Consider the following 14,214-nt stretch of genomic DNA (forward strand, 5'->3'; position numbering starts at 1 on the left):
AAGTAGCCACTTTTTTGCTGTGACGAGGCCCTTTCAAATGACGACTACCGATGATTTCCGATTTCACGCCCATGAACTGATAGTCGATCTCGACGCGGCCACGACGGAAATGATGAAGCTCATTTCTGCTCATCAGCTGAGCGGCCCGGAATGGGAGCGGGTCACTCAATGGCAGCATGATGCCTACGAACGGTGGATGACCTATTTGAACGCCAGGTCGTATCCAGAGTCGGGCGATACAAATGCCCCTCACTGAGTTCTGTTCAATGGATGGATGTCTGGTCGGCGACGCGCTACATTGCCCCCTTTTCAGGAAAGGGAAGTGTCATGCGAATGTTGATCGGGGGCTTGGGGGCGGCGTTGCTGGCGGGCTGTTCGTTGCCCGCTTCAGTGGTGCCGGGTGAACCGAATGTCAGCAAGTACAGCGAAAAGCCGCCAAAAGAATACGCTGCCTGCGTTCTGCCGGCCTGGCAGCAAGTGGTGCCCAACTCGACTCAGGCGGGGATTTCCAATGGTTACCGGATCACGGCACCGAGCATCATCACGGCCGACGAGATCCTCGATATCGTGAAATCGAAAGACGGTAGTCGGGTATCGCTTTATCAGGGGCCGCCCTGGGCCAAATCCGGGGCGCTGCGCCAGGCCGTACGAGACTGTTTGTAGGATTCAGTCGCGGATCTCGCTCACCTGGATGAGGGTGTCGTCGCTTGCCTGAGCGTTTGCAGCGCTTTTCTTTTCCCGACGATCGTTCATCCAGTGCTCCACTTGCACGCCGAATTCCGGCGGGGCCTTGCGCCCGACCCTGCGCGCCAGATCCAGGATGGTCTGCTGGGCGAGGGCTTCTTCCATGCGTTTCTGCGCCGTCAGCATCACCCCATGGACCGCGCAGGGACCGGCCACCGCCCAGTCGGGCGTGGCGCCTTCGAACAACGCGCACCGCCCGCGAATCTCGCGGCAATCAAAGATCAGCTTCTGGCCGTCGATGGCATTGACGATATCGAGCACGCTGATTTCGTCCGCAGGCCTGGCCAGCTTGAACCCGCCGCGCACGCCCTCGGTGGCCACCACCAGTTTTGCCTTGGCCAGCCGGGTGAAGATTTTTGCCAGGTAGTCCAGAGGCACGCCTTGCAGCTCGGCGAGGTCACGCACGCTCGCCTCACGGGTGTCCCCGTGGTTCCCCACCAGAAAAATCAGGCAATGAATGCCGTACTCGACGCCAGCGCTGTAAAGAGACATTGGTATCTCCGACTAATGTTGTCGTAAATATTAACAGCTGGTCCAGCGTCAGGCAACGCGCCTCATGCGCGCTGAATGGCACAGCACTTATTGGGGGTTGAGGGTGTTGAGCAATCGAGCGCGTCGATAGCAACCATCAAAAAAAAACTATTGCGCAATCTAACTCGGATCAATAGAGTCGTAGTTGTTCGGTCGGCACTGGCAAGCGTACGACCGCTGGCGAACTCATCATTTGGTCTTCCCCCGGAGTTGAAAATGAAACAGCACATTCTGGTAATCGGCGCAGGTTTCGGTGGCATGTGGACGGCGTTGAGCGCGACCCGCCTGTTCGATATCCATGCTCACAACGACGTTGAAGTCACCGTGTTGGCCCCGCAAGCCGAGCTGCGTGTTCGTCCGCGCTTCTATGAACCGAATGCGCACCAACTGGCGGCACCGATCGGCGAGCTGTTCGATGCGGTCGGCGTCAAGTTCATCAAGGGCGCTGCAGAATCCATCGATGTGGAGCAAAAGCGCGTGGGCTACATCGATGCCTCGGGCTCCCGACAGGTGTGCAGCTACGACAAACTCGTTCTGGCCACCGGCAGCCGCCTGGCGCAGTCCAGCACCCCGGGTGTGACCGAACATGCGTTCGACGTCGACCAGATCGAACAGGCCATGCGCCTGGAAAACCACCTCAAATCCCTGGCCAACCTGCCGCACAGCAAAGCCCGCAACACAGTGGTGGTCGCCGGCGGCGGCTTCACCGGGATTGAAACGGCGACTGAAATGCCGGCGCGCCTGCGGGCGATCCTGGGTGACGAGGCTGATATCGAAGTGATCATCGTCGATCGCGGCGAGAAAATCGGCGGATCCATGGGGCCCGAGATCGCCAGGTCGATCGAAGAAGCCAGCCTCGAGACGGGGGTGAAATGGCACTTGCGAGCCTCGGTGGTCGCCATCGACGCCAGCGGCGTCAACCTGAGCGACGGCCAGCGTATCGACGCCAGCACCGTGATCTGGACCACCGGCGTGCGGGCCAGCTCGCTGACCGAGCAGATCCCCGGCGAACGCGATCACCTGGGCCGGCTGCACGTGGACAGCCACCTGAAAGTCATCGGCCAGGACGACATCTTCGCCACCGGCGATGTCGCCTACGCCGCCACTGACGACATCGGCAACTACGCCTTGATGACGTGCCAGCACGCCATCGTGTTGGGCCGCCATGCCGGCAACAACGTCGCCGCGCAGATGCTGGGCGTGGACCCGACGCCGTACCGCCAGCCCAAATACGTGACCTGTCTGGACCTGGGGGCCTGGGGCGCGGTGTACACCGAAGGCTGGGATCGCCAGGTCAAGCTGGTCAGGCAGGAAGGCAAGGCGCTCAAGACGCAGATCAACACCCAGTGGATCTACCCACCGGCAGCCAATCGCGAAACGGCATGGGCCGCTGCTGATCCGCTGATCCCTATCGCATGACAGGCCCTGTAGGAGCTGGCTTGCCAGCGAAGGCGGTGTCACAGGCGCGTTCCATCTGGCTGAATGCGGCGCCCTGTAGGAGCGAGCTTGCTCGCGATGGACGTCAACGATAACGCGTTCCATCTGGCTCCATCGCCAGCAAGCTGGCTCCTACAGTTATCGGTATTTCCCGGAATGGGGTGAATAGCTTTTTTCCGGCTGAAAGGTTGCGGCTGTGAAATTTAACCTGTATTTTTTCATGAAATTATAAATATAAAATTTCATGAGGCCCGCATGTTTCAACAATCCACCCGGCATGTCGACAGTTACTACGCCCACAGCTGCGCGGATCGTTTAGTCGATCGAGCGGCCCTGGAAGGGGAGCAGGACACCGACGTGTTGGTCATCGGCGCCGGCTTCAGCGGCCTGCATACCGCGCTGCGACTGGCCCTGGCCGGCAAGCGCGTGACCGTGCTGGAAGCCAGCCGGGTGGCGTGGGCGGCGTCGGGACGCAATGGCGGCCAGGCCATTCTCGGTTGGTCGTGCGACATGCCTCCATTGGAGGCAGCGCTGGGTCATGAACGAGCGCGGCGCCTGTGGGACGGCATGCGCTGGGCGGCGCGGGAGTTGCGCGCATTACCGGCACGGCACGATTTCGAGTGTGATTATCGGCCCGGTCATCTCTGGACCTCGGTGATGCCGCGACGGGTCAATCTGCTCACCGAGTGGCAGCATGAGGCCAGCCACAAATGGGGCCACGACGGGTTGCAGTTCATACCCCGTGCGCAATTACCGCAATGGGTCGCCAGTGAGCGCTATCAGGCGGGCCTGTTCGACCCGGAAGGCGGGCACCTGAACCCGCTGAAACTGGCACTCGGCCTGGCCGCCGCCATCGAGCGTGCCGGTGGGCGCATCCATGAGCAGAGTCAGGCACTGAGTTACCGCGAAGAGGGCAATGGGTACGTGGTCAACACCGGGCGCGGTCGCGTTCGTGCCGATGTGTTGGTGCTGGCGTGCAACGCTTATCTCGATCGGCTTGATCCGAAGCTGTCCAGTTGCGTGTTGCCGGTCGGCACCTATCAGGTGGCCACGGCGCCACTCACGGAACAACAGGCGACCGCGCTGTTACCGGGCAATGTGTGCGTCACCGACAATCAGTTCGTACTCGATTATTTCCGCCGCACCCCGGACAACCGCCTGCTGTTCGGCGGTGGCTGCACCTACCTGGGTGGAATGCCCCGGGACATCGCCGCCGCGACCCGGCCCTGCCTGGAGCGGGTGTTTCCCCAGCTCAAGGGCGTCGAACTGGAATTCGCCTGGGGCGGCCACATCGACCTCACCCTCAAGCGCACACCGGACATCGGTCGACGGGGTGACCTTTACTGGCTGCAGGGGTATTCCGGGCACGGTGTACTGCCGACCTTGGCCGGTGCCCGTGCAGTGTCGGACGCGATACTGGGGCAGCCGGATGAACTGGCGCTGTACCAGGGCTTGATCAACGGCAGTTTTCCCGGCGGCAAATACATGGCAGCGCCACTGGAAGCCATGGGCAAGGCCTGGTACCGACTGCGCGACAGCGTTTGAATTGCACCCTTTCTGGAAGCCTTTGGATGGACATGCAAGAAGAAATCTCGGCGCTGGCGATCCTGATCCAGGACCTGCGCAAACACAAAAAATATACGCTCAAGGAGTTGGCGGACAAGATCGGTCGTTCCGTGGGCTTTCTCTCGCAAGTCGAGCGCGGCCTGTCACGGCCGACGGTGGCTGACTTGACCGCCATCAGCGAAACCCTCGGCGTGCCGACCACTTATTTCTACAGTCTGCCCAAACCCATGGCCCTGCCGTGGGTGACCCGTCCGGACGAGCGCCGCACCCTGTACTACGCCGACGGCATTACCGACATCCTGGTTTCACCAAAAATGCGCGCCTCGTTCTCGATGCTGGAAAGCCAGCTCGAGCCCGGCGCCAGCAGCGGCGACCGGCACATGAATGACAGCTCGGAGCAGGGCGGCTATGTCCTGGAGGGCGAGCTGACGTTGTGGCTGGCTGACGACGAGCCGGTCACCCTGCATGCCGGCGACAGTTTTCAGCTGGCCAGTCATGCCCACTGCCGCTACGGCAACCTCTCGGACCGACTCACCCGCGTGCTGTGGGTCTACACCTGATGACACAAAAGGACTATCAACGATGGATGCTGTCTGCTCCGATCTGCTCGCCGAAGTTCGTACCTTCCGTCAGCGTTACCCGGATGTACGTTATGTGGACTTGATCTCCCTGGACATCCCCGGGCATTTCTACGGCAAGCGCTACCCGATCGACATGCTGGAAAAGGTCGCTGCCGGCAGCGCCCTCAAGTTGCCGCAGAACTGTGTGTTGCTGGGGACTCAAGGGGGGCTGTTCAAGATCGGCGACTACTGTTTCAACGACGGCGATCCGGATGCGCCCCGGCGCCTGGTGCCTGGCACATTGAAACTGGTGGGTTGGGAAAAGCAGGCGCTGGGGCAGATGCTGATCACCTCCAGCGGCACCGGACAACCGATCGTCTTCGAACCCCGGGAAGTCTTGGCGCAGGTGCTGGAGCGGCTCGGCCGCAAGGGCATTTTCCCGGTGGTCGCATTCGAACTGGAGTTCTATCTGTTCGATCGGCAACTGCAGGATGGCTTGCCCCAGTTCCCGCGCGATCCGCTGACCGGCGATGCGGACGACCAGCCGAACATGCATATCGAGCGGCTGTCGCGATTTTCAGCGGTGCTCGATGACATGGTCGAGACTGCGCAGGCGCAAGGCATCGATGCCACGGTAATCACCGCCGAGCTGGGCCCTGGCCAGTTCGAAATCAACTTCGGTCACCTCGATGACGGCCTGCGCGCCGCTGACTGGGCCGCCTTGTTCTGCCGCAGCACCCGGGGCGTGGCGCTCAAGCACGACTACCGCGCCAGCTTCATCGCCAAACCCTACTTGCACCATCCGGGTAGCGGCATGCATGTGCATGTCAGCCTCTACGACGAAGCCGGGAATAACCTGTTGGCCAGCGATGGGCAGCGCACCCTGCGCCATGCAGTGGCCGGCTGCCTGGAAGTACTGCCCCATTGCATGCCGATCTTTGCCCCGAATCACAACGCCATGCGACGCCTGAGCGGCACGGTGAACGTCGCGACCCGCGCCAGCTGGGGTTTCGAAGACCGCGACGCGTGCCTGCGGGTACCCGAATCGGATGACCGCAACCTGCGGATCGAACATCGCCTGTCAGGTGCCGATGCCAACCCTTACCTGGTGCTGGCGGCGATTCTGGTGGGTCTGGAGCAGGGGCTGCAAGCCGGACGCGAACCGATCGCATCACTCAACGAGGACCGCAATAGCGGAATCGATTTCCCGTTGGAGATGCTCGACGCGGTGCAATCGATGCAAAGCCATGCGCCATTGCGCGAGGGGTTGGGCGCGGAGTTCGTGGATGTCTACTGCGAGAACAAACGTCAGGATCACCTGGCGTTCATGCAGGAAATCAGTGCACGGGAATACCGTTGGTTTTTGTAGGTCGCCTTAAAAATAGTGTGGATATTTAAGGGCTTGGAGATATTAGTAACTGGATGGTGAGTCAAAATATCTTGTTACAGAGCGAAATATTCCGTAATATTCGCCCCGCGTTCACCACCACGGTTTATGCATTTTTAAGTCCCGGGCGTCCATCAGCTGCCCGGGATTTTTTTTGCCTGGATTTAATGGCGCGCTTTGAACTCTTCCATCGCGTCCAGCAGGGCCTCCTGAAAATACGCCTGCGACGCCCGATCGCAAAGGATGTGCAGGCTCGTTTGCCGCGCACTGCCGGCGTTGATCACGATCACGTTGATGCGGGCCGCCGACGTCTGCGCCACAGCCCCGGGGCCGAACGCCTGGGGGCTCAGGTCAACGCCGCAGAGCTTGGCCATCACCTCGCTCGGGTTGTCCCCCGTCAGCTGAAACCAGGCATGGCTGTCCTGGCGTGGCAGCAGGTAATTGGCCTGATGATCGAGCTCCCAGCGGGCTTCTTCATCCGCCAGGCGCTGGCCCTGATCTTCGGGGCTGCCCAGCAGCAGGTATTCGCTCTGCGACAGCCGCGCCACCAGGCTGCCATCGGCTTGAGTCACGGCGCGGTTCGGTGCATCGGGCAGGGCGAAACCGCGGCTGCGCAGGTATTCGGCACTGTGGGCGCCGCGGAAACCGACCCGCGGCAGGTCGGTCAGGTCCGTCAAGCTGCAGCCTGGCAACGGCGCCAGGGTTTGCCGGCCAACACGGGGTTGTTCTTTCAGACTGGTCATCACTCAAAGCTCCTGGCGTTGGTTGGCGGGATCGAAGAAGGGCAACTTGACCACCTCGGCCTGGACCACGATGCCGCCTTCGACGCGGATCGGAATCCGTTGGCCCGGGGTGCTCTGGTCGATGCCGGCATAGGCCAGGCCAATGATCTTGCCCAGGCTGGCGGAATACTCGCAGGAGGTGACATTGCCGCTGATGTCCGGACCCTTGAGCACCAGATGGCCCTCGAGGGGTTGCAGACTGCCCTTGGGCAACGCGAAGCCCACCAGTTTGCGTTTCAGCGGCTGGGCTTCGAGGATGTCCACCGAGCGCCGGCCGACGAAGAACGGCTTGTTGCGGCTGACCGCCCAGCCCATGTCGATTTCTGCCGGGTGGGTCATGCCGTCGGTGTCCTGGCTGATGATCACGTGGCCTTTTTCCAGGCGCAGCAGGCGCTGGGTTTCCACGCCGAAGGGGCGGATGTCATGGGCCTTGCCGGCGTGCATCAATGCGTCCCACAGCTTGAGCCCGTGGCGTGCCGGGACGTGGATCTCATAGCCCAGTTCGCCGACGAAGCCGACCCGCAGCAGTCGTGCCTTGATGCCCGCGACCGTGCCCTGACGCACGCCCAGGTAAGGGAAGCCTTCGGCGCTCAGGTCGAGGTCAGTGCAGACCTGTTCCAGCACCTTGCGCGAATCGGGCCCGGCGACGTTGATCGCGCAAATGGCCGCGGTGACGTTGGCGACGTCCACATCCAGGCGCCATTGGGCGTTCCACTTGAGCATTTGCTGGTAGATCCGGTCGACGCCGCTGGTGGTGGCGGTGACGTAGAAATGGTTCTCGGCAAACCGCGCGCAGACGCCGTCGTCGATCACCACCCCGTGCTCGTTGGTCATCAGCGCATAGCGCGAGCGACCGATCGGCTGCTTGAGAAAGGCGAAGGTGTACATCCGGTTGAGCAGCTCGGCGGCGTCCGGGCCGCGCACATCCAGACCGCCCAGGGTCGAGACGTCGATCAGGCCGACCTTGTTGCGCACGTGCAGGGCTTCGGCCTGCATGCAGGCCTCGCGATCCTTGGCGTTGCCATAGTAGGCCGGACGTTGCCAGATGCCGGCGGGCATCATTTTCGCCCCGGCTTGCAGGTGGCGGGCATGCATCGGTGTTTGCCGGTACGGGTCGAACGCGCGACCGGCGACATGCGCCAGCTTTTCGGCCACGAACGGCGGACGCGCGGTGGTGACGCCGGTTTCGCTGATGTTGCGCTGGGTCGCCCAGGCCACCAGCCGCGCGGTCGGCAGCGCCGAGTGGCGGCCCTGGGACGGACCCATGCCGACGGTGGAGTAGCGCTTGACCAGTTGCACGTCGCGATAGCCGATGCGGGTGGCGTTGACGATATCGGCCACTTGCAAGTCTTCGTCGAAGTCGACGAAGTCCTTGCCCTTGGGGTGGGGGAAGATCGGCCAATTGAAGTTGACCCGGGCTTCGCCGTTGAAGGGAACGCGTTGGGCACCCACTGCCAGACCCAGGGCGAGGGCGGCCTCGGTGCCGGCATTCACGCCATCGGCGATGACGTTGTCCAGCCGGTGACGCGCATTGACCGAGCCTGCGACATTCAGGTGCTGTGGCAGGCCGCTGATGGTGAACTCCGCACGCTGGTCGTCGTAGGCCAGTTTGCCGCCGGCCTGGCACAGCAATTGATAGACCGGCATGTAACCGGCAGACATGCACAATAAATCGCAATCCAGGCGCTGCCCGCTCTCGGCGACCTGGCCTTGCGCGGTGATCTTGCGCACGTCGACGCCGTTGATATGGCGCATGCCTTTCTCGTGCAGGGCTTCATAGACGGTGCTGTTGCCCTGACGGTAAATCTTGCGTTGCGCCAGGGCGCCCAGCAGGGATTCGTCCGAAGGCCCCTGGCGCATGTCTACCACGGCGACCACTTCCACCCCTTGGTCGTGCAAGTCCAGCGCGGCAAGGTAACCGTCGTCGTTGCCCGTCAGCACCACGGCGCGATTGCCCGGCTTGACCGCGTACAGTTTCATCAGCCGTTGCGCGGCACTGGTTAGCATCACCCCCGGCAGGTCGTTATTGCGAAAGACCACCGGCTGATCGAAGGCGCCGCTGCACACCAGGCACTGCCGGGCACGCACTTTGTACAAGCGTTTGCCCTGGATCACCGGCAGGTAGTTGTCGGTGAACCAGGCGTTGCAGGTGGCTTCGGTGAGGATGTGGATATTGGCGTGCTGCTCCACCGCAGCGAGCAGTTCGCGGCGCAGGGTCTCGGCCCGGTTGCCTTCGATATCGAAGCGGGCATAGGTCAGCGAACCGCCGAGCACCGTCTGTTGCTCGATCAGCAACACCTTGGCCCCTGCGTTGGCCGCCGTCAGCGCCGCATGCAGCCCGGCTGGCCCGGCGCCGATCACCGCGACATCGGTGAACAGGTAGGCCTTGTCGTAGTACTCGGGCTGGAATTTCAGATCGAGCACACCGAGGCCGGCTTTCTTGCGAATGATCGGTTCCCAGATTTTCCACATGCCCTTGGGCTTGTAGAACGAGCGGTAGTAGAAGCCCACCGGCATGAATTTCGAGAATTTGCCGAGGTAGGCGTCCTTGTCGTTGTCCAGCGAGCCGTTGACGTTCTGCGCCGTGACCTGCAAACCGGCGGACAGGGCGTGGGCATCGGCCAGCACGTTCGGCTCCTGGGGCAACTGCACCAGGCTGTTGGCGTCCTGGCCGGCCATGGTCAGCGGGCCGCGGGGGCGATGGTATTTGAACGAACGGGAGATCAGGAAGCGCCCGTTGGCCAACAGGGCGCTGGCGATGCTGTCGCCTTGCAAGCCCTGGTAGCGGTGGCCGTCGAAGCTGAAATCCAATGGCTGATCGCGGTCGATCAGCAAGCCCATGGGGGCGGGTAGGCGATTCATCCGGCGATCTCCTTGGCGGCGCTGAAGTCGACGCGGGTGGTGAACAGTTCTTTAGGGTCGAAGGTGCGCAGGATCTCGTCGCTGACAGTGTGGCGTTCCGCCAGGAACCAGTAGCTCGATGGCGTATGCATCCACCACTCGCGCACCACGCCGGCGAGGTTGTCGGTGTTGAACACGTAGTCGGCCCATTCGGCGTCGCTGCAGGTCAGAGGATCGGGCATGGGTTTGAATTCACCGCCGTAGGTGAACTCGCTGATATTGCGCGGCCCGTTGAGCGGGCAGGTCATGATTTTCATAGTCCGCTCTCCGTCAGTGACTGGCCGCCGTGGCGCCCATTTCGTTGACTTGCTGGAAGGTCGAGAAACGTTCCAGGCCAAAGGGTTTGATCAGCTCCGGCACCTTGCCGCCGCTGGCCACCAGCTCGGCCATGGTCTTGCCGCAGATGGGCGTGGCCTTGAAGCCCCAGGTGCCCCAACCGGCGTCGAGGTAGTAATTCTTCACCGGTGACAGGCCCATGATCGGGCTGTAGTCCGGGGTCATGTCGGTGATCCCGGCCCATTGGCGCATCAGCTTGGCGTTGGCCAGGAACGGGAACATCTCGATCGCGTGGGCCAGCAGGCTTTCCTTCAAGTCGAGGGTGGAGCGGGTATTGAACAGTGGATAGGGATCGGAACCGCCGCCGAACACCACCTCGCCCCGACTGGTCTGTTGCACGTAGCAGTGCAGGGCGGAGGAACTCACCAGCGGATCGAGAAACGGCTTGAACGGCTGGGTGACCATGGCTTGCAGGGGGAAGGTCTGGATCGGCGAACGGATCCCGGCCTTGGCCATCAGCAACGAACTGTGACCGGCAATCGCCTGGACCGCGCAACCGCACTTGATGGTGCCGCGATTGGTTTTCACCGCGGTGATGGCGCCGTTCTCGATGATCAGGTCCTGGACTTCGGTGAGCTGGTGGATTTCCACGCCACGCTTGGCGGCCTGCTTGGCATAGCCCCAAGCCACGGCGTCGTGGCGCGCGGTGGCGCCGTCGATGTGCCAGAGCCCGGCGATCACCGGCAAATGGCCGGGATCGAGGTTGAGGCTGGGCACCAGCTCGCGGATCTGCTGGCGGTCGATCATCTCGGTGCGCCCGCCGAAGTGCTTGTTGACCTCGGCCCGCTGACGGAACGAACGTACCGTGGCGTCGGTGTGGGCCAGGGTCAGCTGGCCGCGCTCGGAGTACATGATGTTGAAATCGAATTCGTTGGACAGCGACTGGAACATCCGCACCGACTCGGCATAAAACCGCACGCCTTCGCTGGTCAGGTAGTTGGAGCGGATCACCGCGGTGTTGCGCGCGGTATTGCCGCCGCCCAGGTAGGACTTCTCCAGTACTGCGATGTTGGTGATGCCGTGGTACCTGGCCAGGTAATAAGCGGTGGCCAGGCCGTGGCCGCCGGCACCGATGATCACCACGTCATAGCTCGCCTTGAGTTCCTTCGGTGGCGGCAGATCCACGTCCACCGGGTACTCCGAACTCAGCCCGTATTTCAATAGATTGAATGGCATGGGGCCTCCGATTGGCTGCGTTGAGCCTGGTGTTGCGCAAGGGCCGCGGTTACGGTGTTTTTCATCAGGAAGGCGATGGTCATCGGGCCGACTCCCCCCGGTACCGGCGTGATCGCCGCGACATGGGGCAGGGCGCTGTCGAAGTCGACATCCCCCACCAGGCGGCTGCGACCGGCGTCGTCGATGCGGTTGATGCCGACGTCGATCACCACCGCGCCGGGCTTGAGCCAGCTGGCATTGATCAGTCGCGGCCGACCCACGGCGGCGATGACGATATCGGCCTGACGGCACAGGGCCTGCGCATCGCGACTGCGCGAATGCAGCACAGTCACCGAGCAGTCAGCCTTGAGCAGCAGGGCGGCCATGGGCTTGCCGACAATGTTCGAGCGGCCGATCACCACCGCGTGCTTGCCCCTCAAATCACCGCAGGTCTGCTCCAGCAAATACAGGCAACCGCTGGGGGTGCAAGGGGCGAGTACCGTGCGACCTTGACTGAGACCGCCGACGTTCTGACTGTGGAAACCGTCGACATCCTTGTCCGGGGCGATGGCCTCCAGGGCGCGCAATTCATCCATGTGCGCCGGCAACGGCAACTGCAGGAGAATGCCGTTGATCGAGCGGTCGGCATTCAATGTGGCGATCAGGTTCAGCAATTGTGCGGTGCTGGTGTCCGGGGACAGCCGATGCTCCACGGAGCGGATGCCCACCTCTTCGGCACGCAGGATCTTGTTGCGCACGTAGACCTGGCTGGCCGGGTCGCAGCCCACCAGAATCACAGCCAGCGCCGGTTGAATGTCTTGCTCGCGCAGGCTGTCCACGTCCTTGCGAACTTGAACCAGCACCCGGGCAGCCGCGGCCTTGCCGTCGATCAATGTGTAGGCGTTCACCGGAAGATCACCGTTCTGTCCTGGTTGAGGAAGACCCGGTGTTCGAGGTGGTACTTGACCGCCTTGGACAGGGCCACGGTTTCGGTGTCGCGGCCGGTGGCGACCAGGTCGTCGGGCAGGTAGACATGATCGACACGCTGGACTTCCTGCTCGATGATCGGTCCCTCGTCGAGGTCGCTGGTGACGTAATGGGCGGTGGCGCCGATCAGTTTCACCCCGCGCTGGTAGGCCTGGTGATAGGGCTTGGCGCCCTTGAAGCCGGGCAGGAACGAGTGGTGAATGTTGATCGCCCGGCCCGAGAGTTGCTTGCACAGGTCGTCGGAGAGGATCTGCATATAGCGCGCCAGCACCACCAGTTCGGTGCCGGTGTCGTCGACGATCTTCATCAGCTCGGCTTCCTGCCGGGCCTTGGTGTCCTTGGTCACGGGCAGGTAGATGAAGCGAATGCCTTCGCGTTCGGCCATGGGCCGCAGGTCGAGGTGGTTGGAGACGATGGCGGTGATGGTCATGTCCATCTCGCCCTTGTGGTAGCGGTAGAGCAGGTCGGTGAGGCAGTGGTCGAACTTGCTGACCATCAGTAGCACGCGCATCGGTTCGCGGGTGTCGTGCAGTTCCCAGGTCATGTCGAACGCCTGTGCGACGTCGGTGAAACCGTCCTTGATCTGCTGGATGTCGCCCGGATGGCCGTCGTTGAAGCGGAAGACTGCACGCATGAAGAAGCGGCCGCTGAAGTCGTCGTCGAATTGCGCCATCTCCCCGATGTAGCAACCGTTGTCCGCCAGGTAGGTGGTGACGGCGGCGACGATGCCGGACACCGCGGGACAGGTGATCTTGATGATGAAATGGTTTTTTTCGTGTTGCATGACACGTCCTCGGGATGATGGCGGCAGCTCATCGCATAGCGAAAAAAATGTCAGCGGACAGCAGGGCTCATCCTTGAGCGCGGTTTCTTGTAGGGAATAAATTATTCCTGTTGGTGGCTTTATACGGGGGAAGAGGAGGTGGCGTCTAGGGGGTTTTGGAAAGTTTTTTAACTGGCAGGAATTTTTTAGGACGTTTTCAGGCGGGAGACTAGAGGCTTGGGTGCCCCTGTAGGAGCGAGCTTGGTCCGGGCGGCGTTCCGACGATGGACTTCCAGACAATGCGGGCATTCAGACTGCCCGCGTCGACGATGGACTTCCAGACAATGCGGGCATTCAGACTGCCCGCGTCATCGTTGACGTCCATCGTCGGAACGCCGCCCGGACCAAGCTCGCTCCTACAAGGGAATGCTCAATCTTATTCCTTGTCACTCCCGTAATTCATGATCGACAACATCCGGATCGGCACCTGCACCAACTCCTCGGGCCCATGGGGAATTTCCCCCTCGAACGTCAGGCTGTCCCCGGCCTCCATCCGATACAGCTGATTGCCATGCCGATAAATCAGCTCGCCTTCAAGCAGATGAAGAAACTCGGTCCCCGGATGCGAGAAGGTCGGAAACTCCTCGCTCGCGTCATCCATGCTGACCATATAGGCCTCGAAACTCTTCTTCGGCCCACGGGTGTGATTGAGCAGATGATAGGTATGACCTTTCTCAGTGCCACGGCGCACGACTTCCATACCCTGATCGGCCTTGACCAATAATGCACTGCCATCCTGCTGGTCGTATTCGCTGAACAACTTCGACAACGGCAGCCCCAGCACATCGCACAGCCGGCTCAGAGTCTCGAGGCTGGTAGACACCTGGGCGTTCTCGATCTTGCTCAACATGCCCTGGCTGATATCGGCAATCTTCGCCACATCGGACAATTTGAGGTCTTGCGCCTGGCGCTGGCGCTTGATCTGCAACCCCAGGTATTGCTCAAGCTTGAGACGCGGTGCGGTTTCGGTCGGCATAGTCATCAGTCCTGCACACTTTCCGTTCA

The 14,214-nt window shown here is 61.9% G+C and carries 14 protein-coding genes; 6 read left to right on the top strand and 8 right to left on the bottom strand.

Translation table 11 applies throughout. The features are described 5' to 3' along the window. The first annotated feature begins 37 nt into the window (after positions 1–37). Positions 38–256: a hypothetical protein gene (locus tag PMA3_RS11025; protein WP_064677174.1), complete on the top strand. Its 219-nt coding sequence runs from the start codon at positions 38–40 to the stop codon at positions 254–256. 71 nt (positions 257–327) lie between these two features. Further along, positions 328–663, top strand: a complete 336-nt coding sequence (locus PMA3_RS11030) for a hypothetical protein (RefSeq protein WP_064677175.1) — start codon at positions 328–330, stop codon at positions 661–663. Between the two features lie 3 nt (positions 664–666). Here the strand turns inward: PMA3_RS11030 and PMA3_RS11035 are convergent, their stop codons facing one another. Then, on the bottom strand, positions 667–1,236 hold the full coding sequence (locus tag PMA3_RS11035) for an RrF2 family transcriptional regulator (protein WP_064677176.1): 570 nt from the start codon (positions 1,234–1,236) through the stop codon (positions 667–669). 255 nt (positions 1,237–1,491) lie between these two features. On the opposite strand from PMA3_RS11035, the gene PMA3_RS11040 reads away from it, so the two are divergent. From PMA3_RS11040 to PMA3_RS11055, 4 genes are all read left to right on the top strand, one after another. After that, on the top strand, positions 1,492–2,694 hold the full coding sequence (locus tag PMA3_RS11040; protein ID WP_064677177.1) for an NAD(P)/FAD-dependent oxidoreductase: 1,203 nt from the start codon (positions 1,492–1,494) through the stop codon (positions 2,692–2,694). A 273-nt stretch (positions 2,695–2,967) separates the two neighbouring features. Further along, the gene (locus PMA3_RS11045) at positions 2,968–4,257 is read left to right on the top strand and encodes an NAD(P)/FAD-dependent oxidoreductase (RefSeq protein ID WP_064677178.1); all 1,290 of its coding nucleotides are present in this window, start codon (positions 2,968–2,970) and stop codon (positions 4,255–4,257) included. A 26-nt stretch (positions 4,258–4,283) separates the two neighbouring features. Beyond that, on the top strand, positions 4,284–4,838 hold the full coding sequence (locus tag PMA3_RS11050) for a helix-turn-helix domain-containing protein (protein ID WP_064677179.1): 555 nt from the start codon (positions 4,284–4,286) through the stop codon (positions 4,836–4,838). A gap of 22 nt (positions 4,839–4,860) precedes the next feature. Beyond that, the gene (locus PMA3_RS11055) at positions 4,861–6,207 is read left to right on the top strand and encodes a glutamine synthetase family protein (protein ID WP_064677180.1); all 1,347 of its coding nucleotides are present in this window, start codon (positions 4,861–4,863) and stop codon (positions 6,205–6,207) included. Between the two features lie 182 nt (positions 6,208–6,389). On the opposite strand, the gene PMA3_RS11060 is transcribed toward PMA3_RS11055, so the two are convergent. From PMA3_RS11060 to PMA3_RS11090, 7 genes are all read right to left on the bottom strand, one after another. Beyond that, on the bottom strand, positions 6,390–6,968 hold the full coding sequence (locus PMA3_RS11060; protein WP_064677181.1) for a sarcosine oxidase subunit gamma: 579 nt from the start codon (positions 6,966–6,968) through the stop codon (positions 6,390–6,392). 3 nt (positions 6,969–6,971) lie between these two features. Then, positions 6,972–9,869 carry a 2Fe-2S iron-sulfur cluster-binding protein gene (locus PMA3_RS11065; RefSeq protein ID WP_064677182.1) on the bottom strand — a complete coding sequence of 966 codons (2,898 nt, stop codon included), beginning with the start codon at positions 9,867–9,869 and terminating at the stop codon, positions 6,972–6,974. After that, positions 9,866–10,165: a sarcosine oxidase subunit delta gene (locus PMA3_RS11070; protein ID WP_064677183.1), complete on the bottom strand. Its 300-nt coding sequence runs from the start codon at positions 10,163–10,165 to the stop codon at positions 9,866–9,868. The genes PMA3_RS11065 and PMA3_RS11070 overlap by 4 nt, the downstream gene beginning before the upstream one ends. Positions 10,166–10,178: 13 nt before the next feature. Beyond that, the gene (locus tag PMA3_RS11075) at positions 10,179–11,420 is read right to left on the bottom strand and encodes an FAD-dependent oxidoreductase (RefSeq protein WP_064677184.1); all 1,242 of its coding nucleotides are present in this window, start codon (positions 11,418–11,420) and stop codon (positions 10,179–10,181) included. Further along, positions 11,402–12,307 carry a bifunctional methylenetetrahydrofolate dehydrogenase/methenyltetrahydrofolate cyclohydrolase FolD gene (folD, locus tag PMA3_RS11080; RefSeq protein ID WP_064677185.1) on the bottom strand — a complete coding sequence of 302 codons (906 nt, stop codon included), beginning with the start codon at positions 12,305–12,307 and terminating at the stop codon, positions 11,402–11,404. Before folD ends, PMA3_RS11075 begins: the two co-directional genes overlap by 19 nt. Next, complete coding sequence (purU, locus tag PMA3_RS11085) at positions 12,304–13,170, bottom strand: formyltetrahydrofolate deformylase (RefSeq protein WP_064677186.1); 867 nt, start codon at positions 13,168–13,170, stop codon at positions 12,304–12,306. Before purU ends, folD begins: the two co-directional genes overlap by 4 nt. Before the next feature lie 415 nt (positions 13,171–13,585). Continuing rightward, entirely contained in the window at positions 13,586–14,185 is a 600-nt protein-coding gene (locus PMA3_RS11090) for a helix-turn-helix domain-containing protein (RefSeq protein ID WP_082930296.1), read from the bottom strand. Positions 14,186–14,214 lie beyond the last annotated feature (29 nt).

Origin of the sequence: Pseudomonas silesiensis (genome assembly GCF_001661075.1) — a bacterium.
GTDB lineage: Bacteria > Pseudomonadota > Gammaproteobacteria > Pseudomonadales > Pseudomonadaceae > Aquipseudomonas > Aquipseudomonas silesiensis.

Bases quoted from the DNA above. Each gene is read 5' to 3' on its own strand.
- purU (WP_064677186.1), bottom strand. From the start codon at position 13,170: ATGCAACACGAAAAAAACCATTTCATCATCAAGATCACCTGTCCCGCG.
- PMA3_RS11040 (WP_064677177.1), top strand. From the start codon at position 1,492: ATGAAACAGCACATTCTGGTAATCGGCGCAGGTTTCGGTGGCATGTGG.
- PMA3_RS11075 (WP_064677184.1), bottom strand. From the start codon at position 11,420: ATGCCATTCAATCTATTGAAATACGGGCTGAGTTCGGAGTACCCGGTG.
- PMA3_RS11030 (WP_064677175.1), top strand. From the start codon at position 328: ATGCGAATGTTGATCGGGGGCTTGGGGGCGGCGTTGCTGGCGGGCTGT.
- PMA3_RS11090 (WP_082930296.1), bottom strand. From the start codon at position 14,185: ATGCCGACCGAAACCGCACCGCGTCTCAAGCTTGAGCAATACCTGGGG.
- PMA3_RS11070 (WP_064677183.1), bottom strand. From the start codon at position 10,165: ATGAAAATCATGACCTGCCCGCTCAACGGGCCGCGCAATATCAGCGAG.
- PMA3_RS11060 (WP_064677181.1), bottom strand. From the start codon at position 6,968: ATGACCAGTCTGAAAGAACAACCCCGTGTTGGCCGGCAAACCCTGGCG.
- PMA3_RS11055 (WP_064677180.1), top strand. From the start codon at position 4,861: ATGGATGCTGTCTGCTCCGATCTGCTCGCCGAAGTTCGTACCTTCCGT.
- PMA3_RS11050 (WP_064677179.1), top strand. From the start codon at position 4,284: ATGGACATGCAAGAAGAAATCTCGGCGCTGGCGATCCTGATCCAGGAC.
- PMA3_RS11025 (WP_064677174.1), top strand. From the start codon at position 38: ATGACGACTACCGATGATTTCCGATTTCACGCCCATGAACTGATAGTC.
- PMA3_RS11065 (WP_064677182.1), bottom strand. From the start codon at position 9,869: ATGAATCGCCTACCCGCCCCCATGGGCTTGCTGATCGACCGCGATCAG.
- PMA3_RS11045 (WP_064677178.1), top strand. From the start codon at position 2,968: ATGTTTCAACAATCCACCCGGCATGTCGACAGTTACTACGCCCACAGC.
- PMA3_RS11035 (WP_064677176.1), bottom strand. From the start codon at position 1,236: ATGTCTCTTTACAGCGCTGGCGTCGAGTACGGCATTCATTGCCTGATT.